Genomic DNA, 22,496 nt, shown 5'->3' with positions numbered 1-22,496 from the left:
GTCACCTCTACCGACGCAAGCGTTTCCGTATGCTGGTATGCACATGAAACTCCTCGCCGCCGCAATCATCGCGCTCACCGTCCCTGGCCTCGCCCAGCAAGCCACCACCTGGCGCTTTGATAACCTGACCAAAATCGGTGGCGCGCAGGTCATTACGGTCGGCGCACCGCAGGTCATCGACACGCCTATCGGCAAGGCCATACATTTCGAAGGTCGCGGAAATACCAACAGCAGTAACCCCGAAAGCGGCAACCCAGTCGGCGATGCACTCTTTCTCAACGTCGCTCCTCTCTCCGGCGACGCGACCTACACCTTCGAAGTCATCTTTCGCCCGTCCTCGAAAGGCGCACCGGCACAGCGCTTCTTCCATATGCAGGACAACAACTCGCAATCACGTCGCATGTTCGAGATTCGAATCGTTGGCAGCCAGTGGTGCCTTGACACCGTCGGCATCGATGTCGATCACGGTACCGAGCAGCACGGTGTCACCCTGGTCTGCGACACCGCGCATCTCCATCCGCTCGATCGCTGGTATGCCGTCGCTGCGACCTACGATGGCAAAACACTCCGCGGATACGTCGATGGCAAACTGCAGGGTGAAATCGCCGTCACGTTGGCGCCTCTCCCGCCCGGCACCACATCAGTTGGCACACGAATCGACAAGCGCGACTTCTTCACCGGGGATGTCTACTCAGCCCGCTTCCAACCCGGTCTCGCTTCACCCGCAGATTTTTCGAAAGTTCCTGATTCAGGGAAACATTAGCCAAAGCGCATCAACTGAGACAAACGCGACCGAATATCCCGCATAAGAACTATGGCTGGCAGAAGTTCGTCAGCAAGTTGGAGCAGCTACTGCAAGGAGGCGTCGCGTGAGGTCATCCAAAACAGGTGCACTCGGCTTCTGGATATCCACGACGCTTTTCGCACTCCATATGACGTTCACCGCTTACGCGCAGTTGAAGCTTCCCCAGGTAGCAGAGGCATTTGTTCATCTCGGCTTTCCAGCCTACTTTCGCATCGAACTTTCGTGGGCAAAGCTGGTGGGCGTAGTCGCATTGTTAGTGCCAGTGATCCCCGCACGCATCAATCAGAGGCAGCGAAAGCAACCCCCTGACCGGCCCCGGCTGCTTTCTCTGGCTGCTCTAGAGATATCCCACAGCTTCAAATCACTTACGCGAATGCCTACAGGATCAATCCCTGGCGCATTGCGAACCTTACTAAATCCACCGAGGACTGCAGGTTCAGCTTCTCCATCACGCGGCTGCGATGAGCCTCGATGGTATAGACGCTCAGGTTCAGGCGCTTCGCGGCCTCCTTATTCGTCATCCCTTCCGCGATCAGGTAAAGCACCTCGCGCTCGCGCGTTGTCAGCAGATCCAGTGGATCGGCGACGTGCTTGCGGAAGTCGGTCACGATGACGCCGGCGACAGCCGGGCTCAGGAAGGCGTTGCCGCGAGCGATATTGCGGATTGCGCTCAACAGGTTTTCTTCCGTGTCGTCTTTTAGCAGATAGCCCCGTGCGCCAACACGCATGGCCTCGCGAACGTAGACCGGATCGCGGTGCATGCTCAGCACCAGCACCTTCACCGAAGGATGCCGCTCTGTAAGAAGGCGGGTACATTCGATTCCGTTCATGCCCGCCATGGAGATATCCATCACAACGATGTCGGGCTTCAGCTCAGCTGTCAGGCGCAGCGTCTCGTTGCCATCCTGGGCCTCGCCGGCAAGCTCCATGGTCGAATCCGCTTCTAAGATCAAGGCAAGTCCGCGGCGCACGATGGCGTGATCGTCGGCGAGCAGCACTCTTGTCACTCCACTAGGCATCGATCGCCTCCAGCTGCGGAGCATCGGCCGCGAGACGAATGGGGACCGAGAAGAAGAGCTGCGCGCCGCCTCCCTGGTGATTTTCCGCCTTCATAATGCCTCCCATATGCCGGATACGGGCCTTCATGCCGACGAGCCCCATCCCTTTGCGTGCCGAAGTCGCCTGGCCAAGCGGAGGAAAACCGACACCGTTGTCCACGATCGTGAGCGTGACCCATTGATTGATGGAGGAGATGTGAACCTCTGCCTCAGTAGCCTTGGAGTGCCGCACCATGTTGGCCAGCGACTCCTGCGCAATACGAAAGAGCTGCGTCTCGATCTCCTCCGGCAGGCGTCCTTGAAAGTGCGACGTGTAAGTAATGCGGATGCCGGTCTGCATCTCGAGCCTGCGCGTCATGCCCTGGAGCGCCTCGATCAGACCGAAGTCATCGAGGACGACCGGGCGCAGCAGCTGCGAGAGCTCGCGAACGTTGCCGATGGCCTCGTCGATCAGTTCGAGACACTCCTGCCGACGCGCCGCGAACTGCTCCGGCGTCGTCTGCTGCAGCATCATGCGCATGCTGGTCAGCATCTGTCCGAACTCGTCGTGAATCTCGTGCGAGAAGCGGCGCGCAACGACCTCGTGCTCCTGCGACATGCGCCAGCTGAGGAGGTTGAGCTCGTTGCTCTGGGCCTGGATGCGGCGCAGATTGGAACTCACGGTCCAGACGGTAACCAGACCGCACGCAATCACGGAGACCCCGCAGAGAAACAGGATCAACTCGACGCGTCCAAGCAGCCTGCGCGACTGCGCCGCAATCAATTGGTCGACATTGCTGTGGGTCAGGCTTCCGGCGGAAAGGGAGAAGAGCGAGTGAGCGGCTTCCGCATGAATATGTTCCGTGCCTTCGAAGACGAGGCCGGCCGTCATGCAGATGAGGAGGACGATCGCGGCAAAGCCTCCATAGACCGAGCGAACCAGGTACGTGGAGGAAGCAGAACCGGGACCTGTAGAAGCGACTTCCAGCTTACCCATGATGTTAATCAGAACGTATCTCCGCTGAGAATGCTACGCCCTAAGGGCAAATTCGGGGTACCCCCCTGAAGATCGGGGGAAATATCCCCAATAACCGGGATATCAGGGGCTTCTGTTGGCTGTCATAGTGAAAACAAGTTCGGGCATGGCTGATCGTTCTGTCGTCCCAGGTGCCGTATCAGGAGAACGGGCCTTCGCGCATTTCTTTGTTTCTTTGTCCTACTGCCATGCCCTGACGACCCACTATCACGGCTTCTCCCGAGCCGTAGAAGACAGGTGTCGATGAAGGCTATTGCACGATTCGCTCTTAAGCGGCCTTATACGTTTGTTGTCCTCGCCATTCTGATTGCGGTGTACGGCGTACAGGCCATCATGAATACGGCTGTTGACGTCTTCCCCATCATCAAAATCCCGGTTGTTGCCGCTGTCTGGAGCTACACGGGACTGCTGCCAAACGACGTATCAGGCCGTATTACCTACTACTACGAGCGCGCCGTCACCTCGACGGTGGAGAACATCGAGCACCTCGAGAGCGACTCCTACTTCGGTCGCAACGTAGTGCGCATCTTCTTCCAGCCCGGAACCGAGATCGGCAGGGCTGAGGCCGAAGTCACCTCCGTCTCGCAGACCATCGTGCAGCAGCTGCCGCCAGGCATCTCGCCTCCAATGGTTATGTCGCTCGATGCCTCGTCCGTGCCGGTTATGACGCTGCAGGTGACGGCTGACAATATGACGCCCGCCCAGCTCTATAACCTTGGCATTACACGGCTTCGTCCCCAGCTGGTGACCGTGCCGGGGTCAGTGATTCCACATCCCTATGGCGGTGCGTCGAACACCGTACTGGTCGCACTCGATCAGCAGAGACTGCGGTCGCACAAGCTGAGCGCAATGGATGTCTCCAACGCCTTCGATCAGCAGAGCATCGTGCTTCCGGCCGGTGATCAGAAGATCGGCAAGATCGACTGGATGGTGCAGACCAACGCCGTACCGCAGACGATCGAAGAGTTCAATAATCTGCCGATCAAGCAGGTGGACAACGCAACCGTTCGACTGCGTGACGTGGCCTGGGTCTATCAGGGCGGCCCACCGCAGACCAACGCCGTTCTGGTGAAGGGCAAACAGGCCGTCATGATCGTCATCATGAAGGGTGGCGAAGCTTCGACACTCGACGTCGTCAATGGCGTGAAGAAGCTGATTCCGCAGATGAATCGCACGCTGCCCCCTGGCGTTCGCATCAAGATTCTGACGGATGCCTCCATCTTCGTGAAGGACTCAGTCAGCGACGTCGTCCGCGAACTTGCGCTGGCCGCAGGACTGACAGGTCTCGTCGTGCTGCTGTTCCTCGGCTCATGGCGTTCGACGCTGATCATCGCGGTGTCGATTCCGCTCTCAATCCTTTCGGCGATCATCCTGCTGCATATTACGGGGCAGACGATCAACGTCATGACGCTCGGAGGTCTGGCGCTCGCCGTCGGCATCCTTGTCGATAACGCAACCGTCATGATCGAGAACATCGATATCCATATCGAACATGGCAAACCGCTGGCCACCGCCATCGTGGACGCAGCCGGACAGATGCTGCTTCCCACGCTGGTCTCGACGATCTGTATCTGCATCGTGTGGCTGCCCCTCTTCCAGCTTGACGGCGTTGCGGGCTTCCTCTTTATGCCCATGGCGCTCGCCATCATCTTCGCCATGGCGCCTTCGTTCCTGCTCTCGCAGACACTGGTTCCCGCGATGGCCAACTGGATGCTCGGCAAACAGATCGAGGAGCATAAGAAGCGCCACGATCCAAACTACAGGCCGGGCTTCTTCACCCGCTTCCAGAAAGGTTTCGAGAAGGGCTTCCTCTCCTTCCGCGAAAGCTATCGCGTCATCCTGGAAGCTGCTGTTCGCAGGCGCGTCATGTTTGTCGTCGTCTTCCTGGGCGCGGCATTGGCATCGCTCGCTCTGATTCCGCTCCTCGGACGCAACTTCTTCCCGGAGATCAAGGGCGGAGCGCTGCAGATGCACATGCGTGCTCCTCTCGGCACCCGTCTCGAAGTCGCAGACCGCGAAGCTGTTCTCGTCAACAAAGAGATCGCGAAGCTGCTGCCGGGCCAGGTGGATGACGTGCTCGACAACTGCGGTCTGCCGGTCGGACCTCACAATCAGGCCTTCATTCCGACGCCTTCCATCGGAGCGCAGGACTGCGATCTGTCGATCACGCTGCATAACCCGGAGTCGCCTGTCTGGGATTACCGCAATACGCTGCGCAAGGGGCTGTCGGCCAAGTTCCCGGGCACGGTATTCACCTTCCAGGCTGCTGAGCTGACCGATAAGATCCTCAACTTCGGCCTGCCCGCACCCATCGACATCCGTATCTCCGGTATGGAGATGCAGAACAACTACCAGTTCGCCAAGGAGATGGTACAGAAGCTTCGCATGGTCAACGGCATCGCCGACGTCGCCATTCAACAGACCATGACGACGCCGACGCTGTTCATCGATGCCAAGCGCCAGTTCGCTCTGCGTACCGGCGTGAAGGAAGCGGATGTCGCCAACAACGAACTCGTCTCGCTCTCCGGCAGCCAGCAGGTGAAGCAGGACTACTGGCTCGATCCGAAGTCCGGTCTCTCGTACCTGATCAACATCTACACGCCGCAGAAAGAGCTGACGTCGATGAACGATCTGGAGACGATTCCGGTTACCTCCGGTGATGGCAACCCTGACAACAAGCGTCCTCAGATGCTTGGTGCCATGGGAACCATCAAGACCGTCGGTACTCCGGGCGAGGTCTCGCACTACAACATCCTTCCGGTGATCGACATCTACGCCTCGAACGAGGGACGTGATCTCGGCGCAGTCGCCGGCGATGTGCAGAAGATCGTCGACGAGTATCAGAGCAAGCTGCCCAAGAGCTCCCTGATGAGTGTTCGCGGACAGGCAGATACCATGAACGGCGCATACCGCCAGCTCATGATCGGCCTGGCCATCTCGGTGCTCCTGGTCTTCCTGGTCATCGTCGTCAACTTCCACAGCTGGCTCGATCCGTTCATCATCATCACCGCGCTGCCTGCCGCTCTGGCCGGTATCGTGTGGAGTCTCTTCATCACGCACACCACCCTGTCGGTGCCCGCCCTTACCGGAACCATCATGTGTATGGGCACGTCGACGGCGAACTCGATTCTTGTGGTGGCGTTCGCAAGAGAGCGGTTGGAAGAGCATGGAAATGCCCTGCGCGCTGCAATTGAAGCAGGCTATGGCCGTATCCGTCCGGTCATCATGACCGCCCTCGCGATGATGATCGGCATGCTGCCGATGTCGATGAGCAACTCGCAGAACGCACCGCTCGGACGCGCTGTCATCGGCGGCCTGGCTCTGGCAACGGTCGCAACGCTGCTGTTCGTTCCCTGCGTCTTCGCAATGCTTCACCACAACAACAAGTCAACAATGGAAAAGGTGGCCTAACATGATGAATCAACGCCGACGCATGATTGTCCTCTTTGCGGTGGTTCTGCTTGGTGTCGTCATCACGCTTGTGGTGACAGGGATCGGCTCCCGGAAGCACGCCTTCGCCGCACTGCGCGAAAGAACCGATGAAAGCTCCATTGAGGATGTGAGTGTCGTGATGCCGCAGCCGGGCGACTCGATGCGCAACCTCGATCTCCCGGGCGACATCAGCGCATGGTACGAAGCTCCGATCTACGCCCAGGTCAACGGCTACGTAAAGATGTGGAACAAGGACTACGGCGCTGTCGTTCGTCGCGGCGATCTGCTTGCGACAATCAACACGCCGAAGCTCGATGCCCAGTATCGCGCCTCCAAGGCCAAGGTCGATGTCGCCAACGCCAAGCTGGCTCTCGCTGAGCTGACGGCAAAGCGCTGGAAGAACCTCGAAGGCACGCAAGCCGTCTCCAAACAGCAGGTGGATGTGCAGGCAGCCAACGCCCGCACGCAGGCCGCCGAGGCTGAGGCTGCGAAGCACGAGATGTCACAGTTCGAAGCGCTTGAAGGCTTCCGCGCCATCGTCGCTCCGTTCGACGGCATCGTCACCGCACGTAAGGTCAACGTAGGCGACTACGTCGGCGAGGCCGGCGGCGAGCTTGGCGACAAGGGCGACGATACGGAGCTGTTCACCGTGGCCGACGTACACAAGCTGCGTATCTTCGTCAGCGTGCCGCAGGACTACATCGACATCCTCAAGAAGGGCGTCACCGCGGAGATCACCGTGCCCCAGTTCCCGGGCAAGACCTTCCATGCGACCTTCCTCACCGATGCCACCGCACTCGATAAAGACTCCCGCACCGTCACCACAGAGCTGGTGATGGACAACCCCGGCAACCAGGTGTGGCCCGGTTCGTACGCCGAGGTTCACTTCCGCGTTCCCTCCGACCGCCCTGCCCTGCTGGTTCCCGAAAATGCACTCATCTTCCAGGAGCAGGGCGAGCAGCTGGCCGTCGTCGACAGCAACAATCACGTCACGCTCAAGAAGGTGCTGGTGGGACGCAATCTCGGACAGAACGTCGAGATCCTGACCGGTCTCGCAGCAGGTGATCGTGTCATCAACAATCCCTCCGCCGGCCTGTTGAGCGGAGAGAGCGTTCATGTCGTCGCCTCCACTCCTGGCTACAACCAGGCCACCCCCACTCCGGCGGTCGCAGCCACCCCCACAGCAGGCGAGGGACAGTGATGATGAGAAGATTCGCTCGCGAATTAGCGATCACCTCCGTGTTCTCCGTCGTCGTTCTGGCGGGGTGCAACAAGCCGCCGAAGTACACACCACCGAAGATGGCCCTGGCTCCAACCTGGAGCGGTGAGGGAGTCTTCAAGGTCGCCACACCGCAGGACGGCGTTCTGCGCAAGGACTGGTGGACACTGTTCGGCGATCAGCAGCTCAACGATCTTGAGGTGAAGGCCGCTGCTGCGAATCCTGACCTTCAGGCCGCGGGAGAGCACTTCACACAATCCCGCTACCTGATCACGCAGGCTCATTCGCGCCTTCTGCCGCACATCGGTCTGGGTGCTGCAACCTCGGATAACAAGAGCTCGGAGAATCGACTCTTCCGCTCTCCGTACGATCCGCTGTACGGCACCGACGAGAGCTACGGTGCCGAGGCATCGTGGGAGCCGGATATCTGGCGAAAGATCCGCAACACGACCGACATGCGCAAAGAGCTCGCCCAGGCAGACGCCGCGGACGTGGCCCTTACGCGCCTCAGCATCCAGGCCGAGCTTGCAGAAGACTACATGCGCCTGCGCGGTCTCGACGTGCAGGACGCGGTCTACCGTCAGTCGATCGCCTCATATAAGAACGCTGTCAACATCACGCAGCTGCGTCTCAACGGAGATATCGCTCCACGTTCCGACGTGACGCGTGCGCAGAATCAGTTGAGCAGCACGGAGGCACAGGAGATCAACCTGCGCATGGAGCGTTCGCTTCTGGAACACGCCATCGCTATTCTGATCAACCAGACGCCGACGAACTTCCACATCGCACCGGAAGATACCTTCCACCTGCATCTTCCTTCGATTCCAATCGGTGTTCCTTCGACGCTGCTGCAGCGCCGCCCGGACATCGCCTCGGCGGAGCGCCATATGGCCGCATCCAACACTGCCATTGGCATCTCCAAGGCTGCGTTCTATCCCGATATCCGCCTCGGCGCGATGGCCGGATTCTCCGATGACGGCTTTGGCCTGACGAGCCTCGCCAACAGTCTGTGGAGCTATGGCATGAGCGGCGCGCTTCCCCTCTTCGAGGGCGGCGAGCGGCGTGCCGAACTGCAACGCAGCTACGCGGAGTATCGCCAGACGACCGACGAATATCGCTCCACGGTGTTGAACGCCTTCCGCGAGGTCGAAGACTCCCTCTCCCGTCTTCGTTATCTGAGCGGCGAGGAGCAGAAGCGCCAGGAAGCAACCACCGCGGCGCTGCAGACGCAGAAGATGCAGATGCAGCTCTACACGGGCGACCTGACGAACTATCTCGACGTGGTGGTCGCGCAGATCGCCGCACTCGATGCCCGGCTCTCCGCGGTCGAGGTACAGACGGCACGATTCGAGGGCGCTGTCGGCATGGTGCGTTCGCTGGGCGGAGGCTGGGATACAGCCGAGATCCCGGCACAGGACCATCTGGCTCCGATGAAGGCCCTGCAGTACAAAAACCTTGGACATCCGGCTCCATAAAGGAACCGGGTGTGCGAGCCGCCATCATCGCAATGGCGAGAACAATGCGTCATCCATTGATAAGGAGCCCTCCCGAGGCTCCTTCTTTTTTTTGCTCTCCGCTACGATGTGATCTGACGGAAGACACGCAGCGGATTGCCGCCCAGAAGATCTACGGGTCGCGATACTCGCGGCGCTTGAGTTCGCGGATGGCCTGTTCGTGACCCTGCTGCGCGGCCTGGCGAATCCAGTGGCGGGATTGCGTGTAGTCGTGTTCGATACCCTGCCCGATGGCGTAGAGATGGCTGAGCTGAAACTGTGCCTCGGCGTTGCCCTGCTCCGCAGCCCTGCGATACCAGTGCGCGGCCTGCGTGTAGCTGTGCGGCACACCCTGCCCGGAGTAGTAGAGGTCAGCGAGCTTCTGCTGGGCTTCGGCGAAGTTCTGATTAGCGGCAAGGCGATACCAGTGGGCGGCTTCGGTGTTGCTGGGTGCGACGCCCTCGCCCTTGCGATACATGAGGCCGAGGTTGTACTGCGCCCAGGCGAGGTTGCTGTGCGCCGCACGCTGGCACCAGGCGAAGGCTTCTGCGAAGTTGCCGGAGGCGTAGTAACGGAAGCTGAGGTTGGCCTGCGCGTAGGCGTGGCCCTGCTCCGCGGCCTTGCGCTCCCAGAGCGCCGCCTCAGTGTCGTTCTGCGCAACGCCCTGCCCCTCGTCGTACAGGGTGCTGAGGAGGTACTGCGATTCAGCATGACCCTGCTGCGCGGCGAGCTGAAAGGCTGCTGACGCCGAGGTGAAGTTGCCCGCGTTGTAGTCCGCGACGGCCTGACGGTAGTGCGGATTGGAGGAGGCGTTGGAGGCATCGCGGCGGCCGCGGGCGATGATGCCGGAGCGCGAGGAGCTGAGCGACAGCGCAGTGCCTGTAGGGATGTGCTGCAAGCCGCCTTTGGGTTGATCGTCCATGGCGGCTATCGTTGCGCCTTGACCTGCCGGTCAACGAAGGCGAGGCGGTATTTTGCGTCGGCGATCTGGTCGGCAAGGCTGGCGGCAAGTTCGGTGAGGAGGTCGCGGTGTTCCCGGGCAGCGGCATCGGCGTCGAGGTGGAGCTGGGCGATCTCGCTGTCGAGCAGAGTGTGGCGCTCGGCGTCGAGGTTGGCGATGTCGCGCTGGGCGTGGCGTATCTGGCGTGTGATGCGGAGAAGCTCGGCGGCGGGGCCTTCGCCTGCAATGGAGGCGTTGATCTCGCGGTGGTCGTCGAGGAGCCGCTGCAGAGCCTCAGTGTCGCCGCGGCTGTAGGCCTGGTTGGCGCGTGCCATCAGCAGGGTGAAGTGCTTCTGCTCGGCGTCGTCGCGCGCGAAGTCGGGATGGATGCGCTTGGCAACGTCGCGGAAGAGGGTCTTGAGGCTGGGGGGCGGGTCGAACTCTTCAGCATCGCGGGCTTCGCTGAAGGCGGCTGCATGGGTCTCCTGCGCCTGGCGGCGGGCCTCTTCGGCACGGGTGCGGGCGGACTCGGAGTCGTAGAGAACGACCTCGATCTCGGCGATGCGGGCTTCGAGATCGTCGAGCTCGGCATAGAGCACGCCGACCTGGCGAAAGTAACGGCCTTCGAAGGTCTTGAGCTGGGCGCGGAGCTGGGCGAGCTCCGATTCACGCTCGGCGAGCGTGTTGCGCACGGACGCAAGTTGCTCGCGCTGGCCAAGGAGGGCGACGTGGTCCGGGGTTTGTTGAAGAATGATCTCGGCTGACATACGGCTTCCGTTATTCCAGTTTAGCGGAGCCACCGCCTCCGTCTCACCGCAGGCTAAACACTTCGCAGGCTAAACACTTCGTCGGCTAAACACTTCGTAGATGTGCCGGCCATTCTGCCACAACCGGAGCGGCCCGGCGGAGAACGGCACGACGGCATCGCGCAGCGATAAACTTATTCCTATGAAGAAAATTGGCTTCCTCTCCTTCGGCCATTGGACTCCCTCACCACAATCGCAAGCGAGGTCGGCCGCTGATGTTCTCCTGCAGTCGATTGACCTGGCCGTCGAGGCCGAGCGCCTGGGCGTAGATGGGGCCTACTTCCGGGTTCATCACTTCGCGCGACAGCTGGCTTCGCCATTTCCTCTGCTCGCAGCGGTTGGAGCGCGCACGCGAACCATCGAGATCGGCACCGGCGTGATCGACATGCGTTATGAGAATCCTCACTACATGACCGAAGATGCTTCTGCAGCGGATCTCATCGCAGGAGGCCGCCTCCAGCTGGGAATCAGCCGCGGTTCTCCCGAGCAGGTCATCGAGGGCTGGCGCTATTTCGGCTATCGTCCGGCAGAAGGAGAGAGTGATGCCGACATGGGACGCAGGCACGCGGAGACGTTTCTCGAGCTGCTGCGCGGCGAAGGCTTCGCCCAGCCCAATCCTCGCCCGATGTTCGCCAACCCGCCCGGTCTGCTTCGCCTCGAGCCACACTCTGAAGGCCTGCGCGAACGCATCTGGTGGGGAGCAGGCTCCAATGCAACTGCAATCTGGGCAGCAAAGCTGGGCATGAACCTGCAAAGCTCGACGCTCAAAGACGACGAGACCGGCGAGCCCTTCCATATCCAGCAGGCAGCGCAGATCCGCGCCTTTCGTGCGGCCTGGAAAGAGGCTGGCCACACTCGCACGCCACGCATCTCGGTAAGCCGCAGCATCTTCGCGCTGGTAAATGACCTCGATCGCGCTTACTTCGGTCAGAGCGGAAATGACCAGGACCAGGTCGGCTTCATCGATGCCACCACGCGAGCGATCTTCGGCCGCAGCTACGCCGCCGAACCCGATGCCCTGATCGAACAGTTACGAAAGGACGAGGCCATCGCCGAGGCCGATACTCTGTTGCTCACAATCCCGAACCAGCTTGGCGTCGCCTACAACGTGCACGTTATGGAAGCAATCCTGACGACGGTTGCTCCCGCACTCGGCTGGCGCTAGATCAGTCAATCCGTTCCATCAATACGTCGGCCACACTCAGCCTGCAAATAAAAGAAGCCCGCTTCATCGGCGGGCTTCTTTCATTGTTCAGCTTCAGTTGTGCAGCAGCGGTTAGAAGTACAGCTTCGCTCCAAGCTGGATACGGCGCGGAAGATGCGTGCTCGTCACCTGGCCGAAGTTCACGTCGCTGATGCTGGTATCGACACCCGCGAAGTTTGTGTGGTTGAAAGCGTTGAAGAATTCGCCGCGCAGCTGGAAGCGATACCGCTCGCTGATGCGAAGGTTCTTGATAGCACCCAGGTCCCAGTTCTCAAGCCCCGGTCCCAGGAAGATACCGTTGCGCGAGGAACCGAAGTGTCCGGACGCCTGCGCAAACGATGAGGTCGAGAACCACTGACCGACCTTCTTGGTCAGCTGCACCGGAGCAATCTGGTCGACGCGCGGAGCGATATCGGCGTTCGGCGTGCTGATACCGAGACCGCCAGGATACGTCCCTGCAACGCAGCCCGTCGTGCTGTTGTCCGGTGTAACGCAGGCGAACGGATCGACCGCCTGTGTCACCGAAGCCGACTGACCCGACTCGAAGGTCGTGATGCCCGAAATCTCCCAGCCGCCCAGCACGCGTCCCTTGAAACCATGCTGCTCGCTATAGAACGGCAACTGGTAGACATAGTTCGCGATGAAGATGTGCGGTGTGTTCATGCTCGAAGGACCATAGTCCATCTTGGGGTTATAGGTGTTCGTATTCGCGGCTCCACGGTCGGTCGACTGGTCCGTCAGGTTCTTCGACCACGTGTACGCGAGCCCTGCAGTCAGGCCATGCGTGATGCGATGGTTCACCGAGATCTGCAGCGAGTTGTAGTTGCTCGTGAACATCGGCACGCGTGCCTGGAAGTACGAGTAGCCAAGATACGGACGTACCGCGTTCACATTCGCCGTCGGGTTAGCAGCACGAGCCGCCAGCGTCGGTTGGTTCATGTCCAGTTCGCCCAGCGAGTGACGGCCCATGGAACCCACATACGCGATCTCAAGAATCGTGCTCGGCAAAATCTCCTGCTGCAGCGACAGGTTATACGAGGCATACGACGGAACCTTGAACATCGGGTTTCCCGTAAGCGTCAGGTGGTTAGGCGCAAGGGACTGGACCGACGTTCCCTGCAGCGGATGATCGAAGCTGGTATCGTTCATCGTCGTCGTCTGCACCAGCGGAGGATTTCCAAAAGCATTCTGCTCCCATATGCCGTTCAGCGTGCGATCGAAGAAGATGCCGAAGCCGCCGCGGATCGAGGTCTTTCCGTTGCCATACGGATCGAACGCGAAGCCGACGCGAGGTGCGAAGTTCTTGTTCGAGTTCGGATTGACGCGGCTTCCATAAGGCGAGCAGGTCACACCCGACGAGACCGCCTGCGCCGCGGTGCACGCCGAGCCAGCCGGGAAGATCAGGCCATTGGTGTAGGTCGAAGGAACTATCGTCTGGTTCGCCGCAAAGTTGCCATCGCTGTCGATCGCCGGAGCGAGCGATGCGTTATACAGGCTCGGAACAAAGTTATTGAGCGTATCCTTCGCGTCCGTCGGTGAGGGGAAGTAGCTCCAGCGCAGGCCAAGATTGATCGTCAAACGACGGTTGATCTTGATGTCATCCTGCGCATACGCTTCCAGGTTGTAGTAGCGCAGATCGGGAACCACATCGCGGTTGGCCTGCTGGTACAGGTTGGCGTTGCCCAGCAGAAAGTCGCTCCAGGTATTGAAGTTGAAGCTGGGATTTCCGCCCGAGGCGTTCTCCGTCTTCAGCATCTGCGACACCGTGAATCCGGTGCGGATCGAATGCCTGCCCTTCGTCAGCGAGAAGTTGTCGAACAGCGTCCGGTCCAGGTTGCGCTCGTTGTAAGGAGCAGAACCCTGCGACAGGCCGGTGATCGTTCCGCCGGTGAAGGTGATCGTCGGAATACGTCCGTACGGATCGGCATACGCCGTGTTCTGCGTCAGGCTGCCGAGAACCGAAGGATCGTTCGCGGCGCCGTTCAGCGTTGCGCGAATGGAACCCTGCGCATACACCAGCTCAAGCTCGTTCACCATCGAAGGCGTAATGGTATACGTCGCATTGGCAACGACGTTGTAGCCCGGAGCGTTCACCGACGTGTTGACCAGGCCAGGATAGTTCGCCCCCGTCCAGAGACCGGTCGGGAAGTTCTCCGGGGTATCGTCCTCCATGCCGCGAGCGAAGACGTGAAGCTTCTCGCCGAAATCGTGATCGATACGGACGATGTCCTGGCGGAAGTTGTTCAGCGAAGAGAAGGTCGAAACATAGTTGCCCGAGTTGTTCGCCGGGAATTTATTGAAGACATTGGTGAGATACACCTTCGCATTCGCGCTGTAGCACGAAGGGTTGATGGTGCTCTGGTTCAGAGTTGAATCGTACGTCACGCATCCGGCCGGAGCGCCCGTCACCTGGCCCGAGACAATACCGTTCAGCTGAGCCTGCGTGGCCGCCGTAACGCTGTTCGTCGTCGGCGAGCTTACCTTGCGCCACTCCTCCGACCAGAAGAAGTAGGTCTTGCTCTTGGCCCGATCAAGCAGGTGAGGGATGTAGAGCGGTCCGCCCAGCGTGAAGCCGAAGTTGTTATACCGCTCGATGCCTCGCGGCGTGTCCGTCTGATTGCCGAAGTAGGTGTTGGCGTTCAAAATGTCGTTGCGAACAAACTCGTACGCATCGCCGTGGAACTCGTTGGTTCCGCGCTTGGTCGCGACCAGTACCTGCGCGCCGCCGCTGCGTCCGTAACCGGCATCGTACGATCCGCGCTCCAGCGTAAACTCCTGGATCGCATCGATGCTGGGCACGTTGAGCAGCGTCGTGTTCGATCCGCTGTCGTTGATGTCCGCACCGTCGACCATCCAGTTGTTGGAGCTCGCGCGAGCGCCATTCACCGAGAGTGTCGTCGTGTTGTTCAGACCGAAGCCCGTCTCATCGCCCAGCCCGCTCACCACGCCCGGCTGCAGCGTTACCAGCTGTTCGAAGTTACGATTGCTGAGCTCCAGCTCGCGCACCTGCGTTCCGCTGATCGTTCCCGCCTGCTCGCTGCTCAGCGTCTCAACCGCCATACCGTCCGCCTGCACCGTTACCGCCTGGTCGACGGAACCGGTCTGCAGCGCGGCGTTGACCGTACGCTTTTGCGCAACGAACAGAACGACGTTCTGCACGCTGAAGCTCTTGAAACCTGCTGCCGCAATGGTGACGTTGTACGTCGCGGGCTGCAGGTTCGTCACCGTGTAGCTTCCGCTCGCATCTGTCGTCGCGGTACGCGACGCACTCCTGGTGGCGACGTTGATGATTTGGATGGTTGCGTTCGGCAAAGCGGCACCCGAGGCATCCGTAACAGTTCCCGCCAGACTGGCGGCCAACTCCTGTGCCCTGGCGGCGTTGAATCCGCAGAACAAAATTAGACCTGCGACACATAGCTTCCACAAAGTGATTCGCATAAATAAGCCCTACCCCGTTCTCTGGTATCTGCTTCGATATTTCGTGCTATTCCGTTGTCCTGCGCGTTAGCACGCGAACCTGACCTCGTCATCCAAATCTGCCTGGAGACGCAGGTCCGCGAGTCCTCCAGATCTATATCTCCTGGAAGAGGACGCGCAGAGCGCGCCAGACCTAAAGCACCTGAACTCGGAAAACCGTCATGCTGCGTGGCACGACGGGAAATGAATAGAAATCACGTACTGGTATGAAATTACTTAGGAATCTATCGTTACCAACTCATGTTGTCAACGACATTTTGACAGTCATTTCATACGGCCTTCCAGCAGCGAAAAATGCGCCGCCAGGACACTTTCACAGGCCGCAGGCTACTTTTACCGACGAAAGGACAATCCACCGGGAACACGGTCTAGCCTGCCTGTTTCGGCCAATTTACCGGCAAGCGATACATCGTCTTCTCCGCCTCCTGCATGGCTGTCGCGACAGCGCCCCATGCAACCGACGAGCTGCCGAGGCCGCTGGGAACAATCCGTGCCGCCGCAACCTCGCTCTCCCGCAGCATCTCGATCGTCGGCTCCAGCAGCATCGGATGGCCCCCAAACTCTCCGCCGAAGACGAAGAGAGCCGGGTTCAGCGTCAGCGAAAGATTGATCACCACGTCCTTCAGCAGGCGCGCCCTGTGCCGGGCAATCTTCCGCGCCTCCTGGTTCCCTTCCGCCGCAAGATCAAGCACGTCGCTTGCCTTGCGCACCTTCCTCGTCGCTCCCGCCTTCTCCTGGACAGCATTCCAGCTCTTCAGGATTCCCTGCGCGCCAAGAATCTGCTCCAGCCGGCCATACTCGTACAGCGCAGGATTGGCGCCCGAGACATTCGGGATACGCAGATAGCCGATCTCCCCCGCCGACCAGCTTCTGCCGTGGATCAGCTGCCCGTTCAGGATGATCCCCGCTCCCACACCCGATCCGACGCCGACAAAGATAAAGCTATCTTCCTCCTGCGCCGCGCCGCGAAAGCGTTCGCCCTCTGCCGCAAGGTTCGTACTGTTTTCCACATGCAGCGCACACGAAAAATGCCGCTGCAGCATCTCTTTGAGAGGAACGTTCCTCCACGAGCTCAGGTTGTTGACCGAGAGCACAACCCCCTCGTCGACGTTCGTAATTCCACCCATACCGACCGTCAGCGCAAGCAGCTTCTTCCACGGCAGGGAGTGCTGCTTCATAATCGCCTTCAGCTGCTCGTGCAGCAGTGTGACGACATCCTCCGGGCTGCTGCCGTTGCTGCGCAGCGGCTCGCGCCGGTCTTCGACGACGTCCCCATTCAGATCCGTCAAAATGAACTGCACCGACCCGGCGGAGATATGCACCCCCGCCAGATAGCCATACTCCGCCTTGAAGCGAAGGTTCTCCGGTCGCCGGCCGCCGCCACCACCTGAAACACCCTCTCCAAGCCACTCCACCAGGCCAAAGTCGGTCAGCTCGGCGATCACATTTCCCACCGTCGGCGCGCTCATCCCCGTCTCTCGAGCAAGTTCCGCGCGGGAGCATGGGCTGCGTTTCTTCAGCAGCGTGAGAATCGTGCGCGCATTGGTCTGCCGCATCAACTCAGGACGCCCTATTAGTACTCGCTCTTTACTCATCGTGTGACATCGATGCTATTCGCAAACCTCTGCCCATGCCACTCCACAGCTTAGCGTCCCATAGAACCGCACATGCCTTCCGGGGATCGTTCCGCGAAACCGGAGATCAGCCAGGCGCTCCATCGTACACGCCCAACAGATCGTAGTGGGCAGTAATGACACGGCCTTCAGGGCACAATCGCCAGCGGCCCCTGCCAGAACGCCGCCCGGTCCTTCGATGGATCGAGCACCGTCACCTGGCACTGGTACTCGCCTGCCTCCACGCCCCTCAGCGGAAGCTTCAGGTCGATCGGCACCGCGCCCAGGCGATTCTCCGGCAGCGCCATCGCCTGCACCGCCTGCCCATCCACCACCTTGCTGCCATTGCGATACAGGCTCACGAACGCCACGACCTTTGTTGCCTCCGCCGCAGGCTGGGCAGGAGCACTGCTCCCCTGCGCTCCTGCGGCAGTAGCCGTCGCACCTCCCCAGTAAGCCTGCAGAAAGACCTCGATCTCCCGGTCGCTGCGGAACACCCGCGTCACGCTCGGAATCAGCTTTCCGTCGCCATTCACCAGCGGATTGGCCGCGTCATTCTTCGCCTGCTCCTTGCCCTTCATCGTGTTGTAGAGCGCCTGCTTCGTATCCACGCGCTGCGTGCTCAGCACCACCGAGCTGATCGGCAGCTGCTTCGTCGCCTTGCTCAGGTTGGGAATCACGAAGACCCCCTGGTACGTCCCCATGCGTCCCGTCTCATCGTCGCGTGCCAGAAACTTGATCGTGTAGTGCCCCGGCAGCAGCGTGAAGCCCGTGCTGTACTCGATGGGCCGCTTCGCCAGTTCTGTCGCCGACGCATCGCTCAGCTTCACGTCCACGTTGTCGCGCAGATTCGAGACCGTCAACCCCATCTCGTCCTTGATCTCGCACACAAAGTCGATCACCGTATGTTCATTGCCGAACTTCTTGGCCAGCGCCAGCTCGCGCCCCGGAATCTTCACCGTCACCGGCACAAAGTACTCCGCCCGATTCAGCTGGAAGTAATTCACCTCCATGGCAATCGTCAGGTCCGTAATCGGATCGCCCAGCAGCAGTGCGTCTTCCAGCTGCCGCTCCTTCTCCGCGCCGTTGAACTTGCCGAACTCCTTGTTCGCGTAGTACCCCTGCCTGTAGTCCAGGCTCGCATTCAGGTTCCCCGGCACCGTAATCTTGATCTTGCGAAACCGCCCGTTCTGCGCCGTGTTCGTCGTGTAGTAGCCGATCAGGTAGTAGTCCGAGATCGCTCGCTGCGCCCGCACAATCCCCAGCGCAAGATCGTTGTTGTCGAAGAACGCCTTGCCGCCCGTATCTCCCGCCAGCGAGTACAGCGTGTCCTGCGACTGCTGCAGGCGATCGTTCGCCGCCTGCGCCGCGCCTCCGTTGTACATGCTCGAATTGCCCGACGATCCCTGCGTTGCATCGCCCAGCGGAGCCTGCGCCACCAGCCCCCGCGCGTCGATCGGCCAGAACGACAGCCCCGCCTTGATCGCCGCATCCACCGTCGCATGCAGCTGAGCCTGGTTATCGTTGCCATTCAGTCGCAGGCCGCTGGAGAAATACAGCAGGCTCTTCTTCTCGTTGATCTGCTCCAGCATGTGCGCCGTCGTCTGCAGCGCCGACAGCTGCCGATCGGTATTGAAGATGTTGAACTCGCTCGTATCCTGACCGAAGGCCGCGCCAGCATCCGCGCTGCTGCTGTCGTCCACACCTTCCGCCGAGCCCTGCCCCTCGCCCACCACCATCGTCTCAAGAATGCTGAGAATCTTGTTGCGATCCGCCGTAAAGTCCAGCAACACATCCACCGAGCCGCCCTGGTAGCGCAGCACCGACACCAGATCCACCTCCGTCATCTGCGTGCGCACAAACTTCTCGGCGGCCTGCAACGCATGCAGCTGGTCTTCCGGAGGCATCGCCGTCATGTCGAAGTAAAACGCCAGCAGGCGGCGATCTTTATAGCTCCTCGCCTTATCCTCCGTTGCGTACTTCGTACGCCCCAGCGTCTTGTAGATGTGAATGCTCTCCTCGTCCTCCGAAGTCACCGGCAGCGGCGTCGCATCCACCGGCAGCGACTCGCGTTCGAAGACGCGAATCGTCTGTGCCGCTCCATCCTCCGTCACCGCAAAGTCCTTCGCCGTCAGCCCCGGGACGAACTTGCCCTGCTTGTCCTTGACGACCACGCTCTCCGTCACCAGCTGCGACTTCACGCTGAGCGTATACGTCGTGTCCTTGCCCTGGGTCTCGTTCGTCCCAATCTGTTGCGCGTCCACAAGTGGAGCGCACACAATCGCCGCCAACATCGCACATCCAAAAGAGAGCCGCATCGTCATCAGAATCGCAGCCTCCCGCTGATCTGCAGGCTGCGCATCCCCTGCGTGTTGGTCGGCAGACCGAAGGTCGTGCTGTTGGTGATCGCGTTCCACCCCGTGTAGACCACGTGGTTCAGAACATTCGTCGCATCCATTCGCACATTGAGAGTGAACGGATCGCGCAGCCGGAAGTTTCTCGCCACCGAAGAGTCCAGCGTGATCGACCCCGGCCCTTCAATCGAGTAGCGCCCCGCATTGCCCCACTGCCCCGCACCAGGCGCGGCGAACGCAGCCGAGTTCAGGTGATATCCCGCGCCGCCCGCATAGACATCCGCGCCCGTAAGGTTCGGGCGAATCGTGCCCGTCACACCCGTGCCCGGCACCGTCTCCAGGTAGATCGGCGTCTGCGGCAATCCCGTTCCTGCCGTCAGCACCGACGAGATCGTCCACTGCTTCAACAGCGCGCCGCTCTTACCGTTGAAGAAGTTGCCGCCATGCAGCCCCATGCCCGTCGTGTACTGAAAAGTGAACTTCACCAGGTGTCGCTGATCGAAGCTCGAACGACTACGCTCCGCCCGCAGGTCGAGCCAGTTCTGCGCGACCATATCGGCCGCAGCGGCGCTCGATGCCGTGGTCAAAGCACCGGATGAACTCGATGATCCCGACCCCGATGACGACGAAGAAGACGTGGACGCCGTCGCATATCCCGCACCGCCCAGCGCCGAATCGTTATCGATCGACTTGGCATACTCATAGTTCAACGTCGCCGTCAGTCCGCCGCGCAGCCTGCGCCGCAGTTGCAGATCGAACGCATGGCGAATCGAGTTTCCATTCGACGTGCGATACGTAAACCCGCGCGGACACGTCGCACAATATTCCGTTGCGCCCGGCGCATACGTATTCGGCAGAAACTCCTGCGGCCCGCGGGTACCCTTCGTGCCAAGGTAAGACGCCGTCACCACAATCGATCCCGGCAAATCCTGCTGTGCCGAGAGCCTCCACACCTGCGCATAACCCACGCGAAAATTCGGGTCCATCGCAAACGTATTCTCGGTCGTCCCCGAGCAACTGTGAAATCCATCGGCCAGCGTCAGCGCGCAGTCCGGCCCGTTCGATACATTCAGGCTGGTCGAGAGCGGCGACTGTTGCGCCATCGTCTGCACGCTCGACAGATACACCGACGTGTCCACGTAGATCCCATAGCCCGCGCGCACCACCAGCGGCGTCGTCGGCAGCGGCCGCCACGCCAGCCCGATGCGCGGCTCAAAGTTGCGTTTGTCCGGCCGCACCAGAGACGACGGATACTGCGAGCCCGTCAGCGAGCCCGTAGGATCGCTTCCCAGCACCGGCGCCACCGCCGCAAAGCCGCTCGCGATGTCCAGGTTCACCAGCCTGCCCTTCAGCTCCGTCATCGGAGAGCCGTAGTCCCAGCGCAGCCCCAGGCTCAGCGTCAGCTCCGGCCGTACCCTCCAGTCGTCGTTGACGAACAGGTCGTAGACTCTCTGCCGGAAATATTTATCCGCGTTGCCGTAAGCAATCTGACTCGCGTCCGGAACGCCAATCAGAAAGTCCGCCAGGTCCGATCCCGTACTGCCGCTGCCCTGCGTCGCCGCTCCGGTAAAGGTAAAGTTGCCGCGCGCATTCGCCTGTCCGAACTGGTTGAACTGCTGCCAGCGCAGATCGCCGCCAAAGCTCACCGTGTGCCGGCGATGCACCCACGTCGCTTCCATCGAGAACGCATCCGTGCGGTTGCGATTGAACGCGCTCTTCGCCTCGCTCAGCCCTGCGATGCCGCTCGAGAACGAGAGATCCGGCGCGCCCCAGTTCTCCGGGCTCTGCTCATTGCCCGTGATGCCCGCATCGCTTGAGACATTCTCGCGATTGGAAAAGAACGGCCGTACCTGCGTCCGCAGCCGCGTAAAACGATACGCCGTATCCAGCAGCACCTGATGCGGGAAACGATGCGACCAGTGCACATTGCTGTCGATGCCCAGCGTGTTCGTTGCATCCACGAAGTGAAACAGGTTCTCGCTGCTCGAACGCATGCTGCGAAAGGCAAACCCGCCATACACCTGGTCGCGGCGGCCGATGCTCTTATCCATCTTCGACTGCAGCGAATCGGCGTGCAGGCTGGTCAGCGTCTGCGTCTGGTAGTTGTACCGCGTGTTCCCCGCAAGATTCGGCAGAGGATATAGCTTCAGCAGCGCCTGCGCCTGCGCGCTCACCGGTACCGGCCCCGTGATGGGCAGCCCCGTCGCCGGATCGACCACACTCACCGGCGTTCCCTGCGCCGTCAGCGTATTCGAAAGATCGCCGCCGCGTTGCGCCTCCGTCGGCACCAGCCCGGACTGCGTGCTGGCGGTGGTGCTTCTCATCCACTGATAACCCACAAAAAACGTCGGCCCATCGCGCAACAGGTGTGGAATCTTCAGCGGCCCGCCCAGCGTCGCCACACCGTTGATCGTGTTGTACGACGCCTTCGGCACCTCCAGGCCCGTCACCGAATAAGGCCGAGCATCGAATGGCGACGCACTCACCTGCACGCCGACACTCCCCGTATAAAGCCCCTTCGCCCCCGGCCTGCGCGAACCGAACGCCTGCGAGATCGAGTACTTCGATGTCGACGCATTATTCTCGCTGCCGTTGATCAGCAAACCATCCGCGCTCTTCTCCGCATCGCCGCCTGCCGCCGTTGGAGCAGGTGCGGGAGCATCGACCGTCTCCGCCTTCTTCTCTTTCGGCCTCACCACCAGTGGAGGAGGAACCGGCGGCGGCATCACCATCGTCGCCAGCGCCAGCACATCCGCCACCGACAACATCTTCAGCTCGAAGCTGCTCGCCAGCGTGCTCTTGTCCAGCTTGATGCTCTGCTCCTGCATCGCAAAGCCCTGCATCGCGACGCGGATCGTCCACTCGCCATCTGCGAGACTGGGAAACTGAAAGATCCCCTGCCCGTCCGTTACCGTCTGGAGCTGCTGCGCCCCATGCGTCGCCGTCACGACCGCACCGGGGACGGGCGCCCCATGAAAGAGGACCCGTCCATGATGCTCCGCCGCAAACGCCGACGCATGCAGCGCCAGCAGCAGCAGTGCAGGGCAAAGCCAAGCTCTCACACCACCGTGCTTTCCACG

Annotated in this window: 13 protein-coding genes and 1 pseudogene; 6 read left to right on the top strand and 8 right to left on the bottom strand. The window is 60.8% G+C overall.

Features of this window, described 5'->3' with window-relative positions:
- Nucleotides 1–43: 43 nt before the first annotated feature.
- Nucleotides 44–763, top strand: coding sequence for a LamG-like jellyroll fold domain-containing protein (locus PW789_RS16630; RefSeq protein ID WP_299378656.1), 720 nt, complete (start codon nucleotides 44–46; stop codon nucleotides 761–763).
- A gap of 106 nt (nucleotides 764–869) precedes the next feature.
- Nucleotides 870–1,061, top strand: a pseudogene (locus PW789_RS20215) (DoxX family protein); the annotation flags it as partial.
- Between the two features lie 121 nt (nucleotides 1,062–1,182).
- Here PW789_RS20215 and PW789_RS16625 read toward each other — a convergent pair.
- Nucleotides 1,183–1,824, bottom strand: coding sequence for a response regulator transcription factor (locus PW789_RS16625; protein ID WP_299378654.1), 642 nt, complete (start codon nucleotides 1,822–1,824; stop codon nucleotides 1,183–1,185).
- Nucleotides 1,817–2,839, bottom strand: a complete 1,023-nt coding sequence (locus tag PW789_RS16620) for an ATP-binding protein (protein ID WP_299378651.1) — start codon at nucleotides 2,837–2,839, stop codon at nucleotides 1,817–1,819. The genes PW789_RS16625 and PW789_RS16620 overlap by 8 nt, the downstream gene beginning before the upstream one ends.
- A gap of 282 nt (nucleotides 2,840–3,121) precedes the next feature.
- On the opposite strand from PW789_RS16620, the gene PW789_RS16615 reads away from it, so the two are divergent.
- The 3 genes from PW789_RS16615 to PW789_RS16605 are packed head-to-tail and all read left to right on the top strand — an operon-like array spanning nucleotide 3,122 to nucleotide 9,004.
- The gene (locus PW789_RS16615) at nucleotides 3,122–6,289 is read left to right on the top strand and encodes an efflux RND transporter permease subunit (protein ID WP_299378649.1); all 3,168 of its coding nucleotides are present in this window, start codon (nucleotides 3,122–3,124) and stop codon (nucleotides 6,287–6,289) included.
- 1 nt (nucleotide 6,290) lies between these two features.
- Complete coding sequence (locus PW789_RS16610; RefSeq protein WP_299378647.1) at nucleotides 6,291–7,511, top strand: efflux RND transporter periplasmic adaptor subunit; 1,221 nt, start codon at nucleotides 6,291–6,293, stop codon at nucleotides 7,509–7,511.
- Nucleotides 7,511–9,004 carry an efflux transporter outer membrane subunit gene (locus PW789_RS16605; protein ID WP_299378645.1) on the top strand — a complete coding sequence of 498 codons (1,494 nt, stop codon included), beginning with the start codon at nucleotides 7,511–7,513 and terminating at the stop codon, nucleotides 9,002–9,004. Before PW789_RS16610 ends, PW789_RS16605 begins: the two co-directional genes overlap by 1 nt.
- A gap of 151 nt (nucleotides 9,005–9,155) precedes the next feature.
- Here the strand turns inward: PW789_RS16605 and PW789_RS16600 are convergent, their stop codons facing one another.
- Nucleotides 9,156–9,944, bottom strand: coding sequence for a tetratricopeptide repeat protein (locus PW789_RS16600; protein WP_299378643.1), 789 nt, complete (start codon nucleotides 9,942–9,944; stop codon nucleotides 9,156–9,158).
- A 5-nt stretch (nucleotides 9,945–9,949) separates the two neighbouring features.
- Nucleotides 9,950–10,762 (bottom strand): hypothetical protein, encoded by an 813-nt coding sequence (locus PW789_RS16595; RefSeq protein WP_299378641.1) that lies wholly within the window; start codon nucleotides 10,760–10,762, stop codon nucleotides 9,950–9,952.
- A gap of 148 nt (nucleotides 10,763–10,910) precedes the next feature.
- Here PW789_RS16595 and PW789_RS16590 point away from each other — a divergent pair, with 148 nt between their 5' ends.
- Nucleotides 10,911–11,933 (top strand): LLM class flavin-dependent oxidoreductase, encoded by a 1,023-nt coding sequence (locus PW789_RS16590; protein ID WP_299378639.1) that lies wholly within the window; start codon nucleotides 10,911–10,913, stop codon nucleotides 11,931–11,933.
- Nucleotides 11,934–12,044: 111 nt separating this feature from the next.
- On the opposite strand, the gene PW789_RS16585 is transcribed toward PW789_RS16590, so the two are convergent.
- The 4 genes from PW789_RS16585 to PW789_RS16570 form a co-directional block, all read right to left on the bottom strand.
- Nucleotides 12,045–15,410, bottom strand: coding sequence for a TonB-dependent receptor (locus PW789_RS16585; RefSeq protein ID WP_299378637.1), 3,366 nt, complete (start codon nucleotides 15,408–15,410; stop codon nucleotides 12,045–12,047).
- A 407-nt stretch (nucleotides 15,411–15,817) separates the two neighbouring features.
- A complete protein-coding gene (locus PW789_RS16580) occupies nucleotides 15,818–17,044 on the bottom strand; it encodes an ROK family transcriptional regulator (RefSeq protein WP_299378635.1) in 1,227 nt (408 codons plus the stop codon).
- Between the two features lie 167 nt (nucleotides 17,045–17,211).
- Entirely contained in the window at nucleotides 17,212–19,356 is a 2,145-nt protein-coding gene (locus PW789_RS16575; RefSeq protein WP_299378633.1) for a VWA domain-containing protein, read from the bottom strand.
- Nucleotides 19,357–19,385: 29 nt separating this feature from the next.
- Complete coding sequence (locus PW789_RS16570; RefSeq protein ID WP_299378631.1) at nucleotides 19,386–22,478, bottom strand: TonB-dependent receptor; 3,093 nt, start codon at nucleotides 22,476–22,478, stop codon at nucleotides 19,386–19,388.
- Nucleotides 22,479–22,496 lie beyond the last annotated feature (18 nt).

The organism is Edaphobacter sp. (assembly GCF_028283685.1).
Taxonomy (GTDB): domain Bacteria; phylum Acidobacteriota; class Terriglobia; order Terriglobales; family Acidobacteriaceae; genus Edaphobacter.
This window is presented reverse-complemented; position numbering and strand designations above follow the sequence as displayed.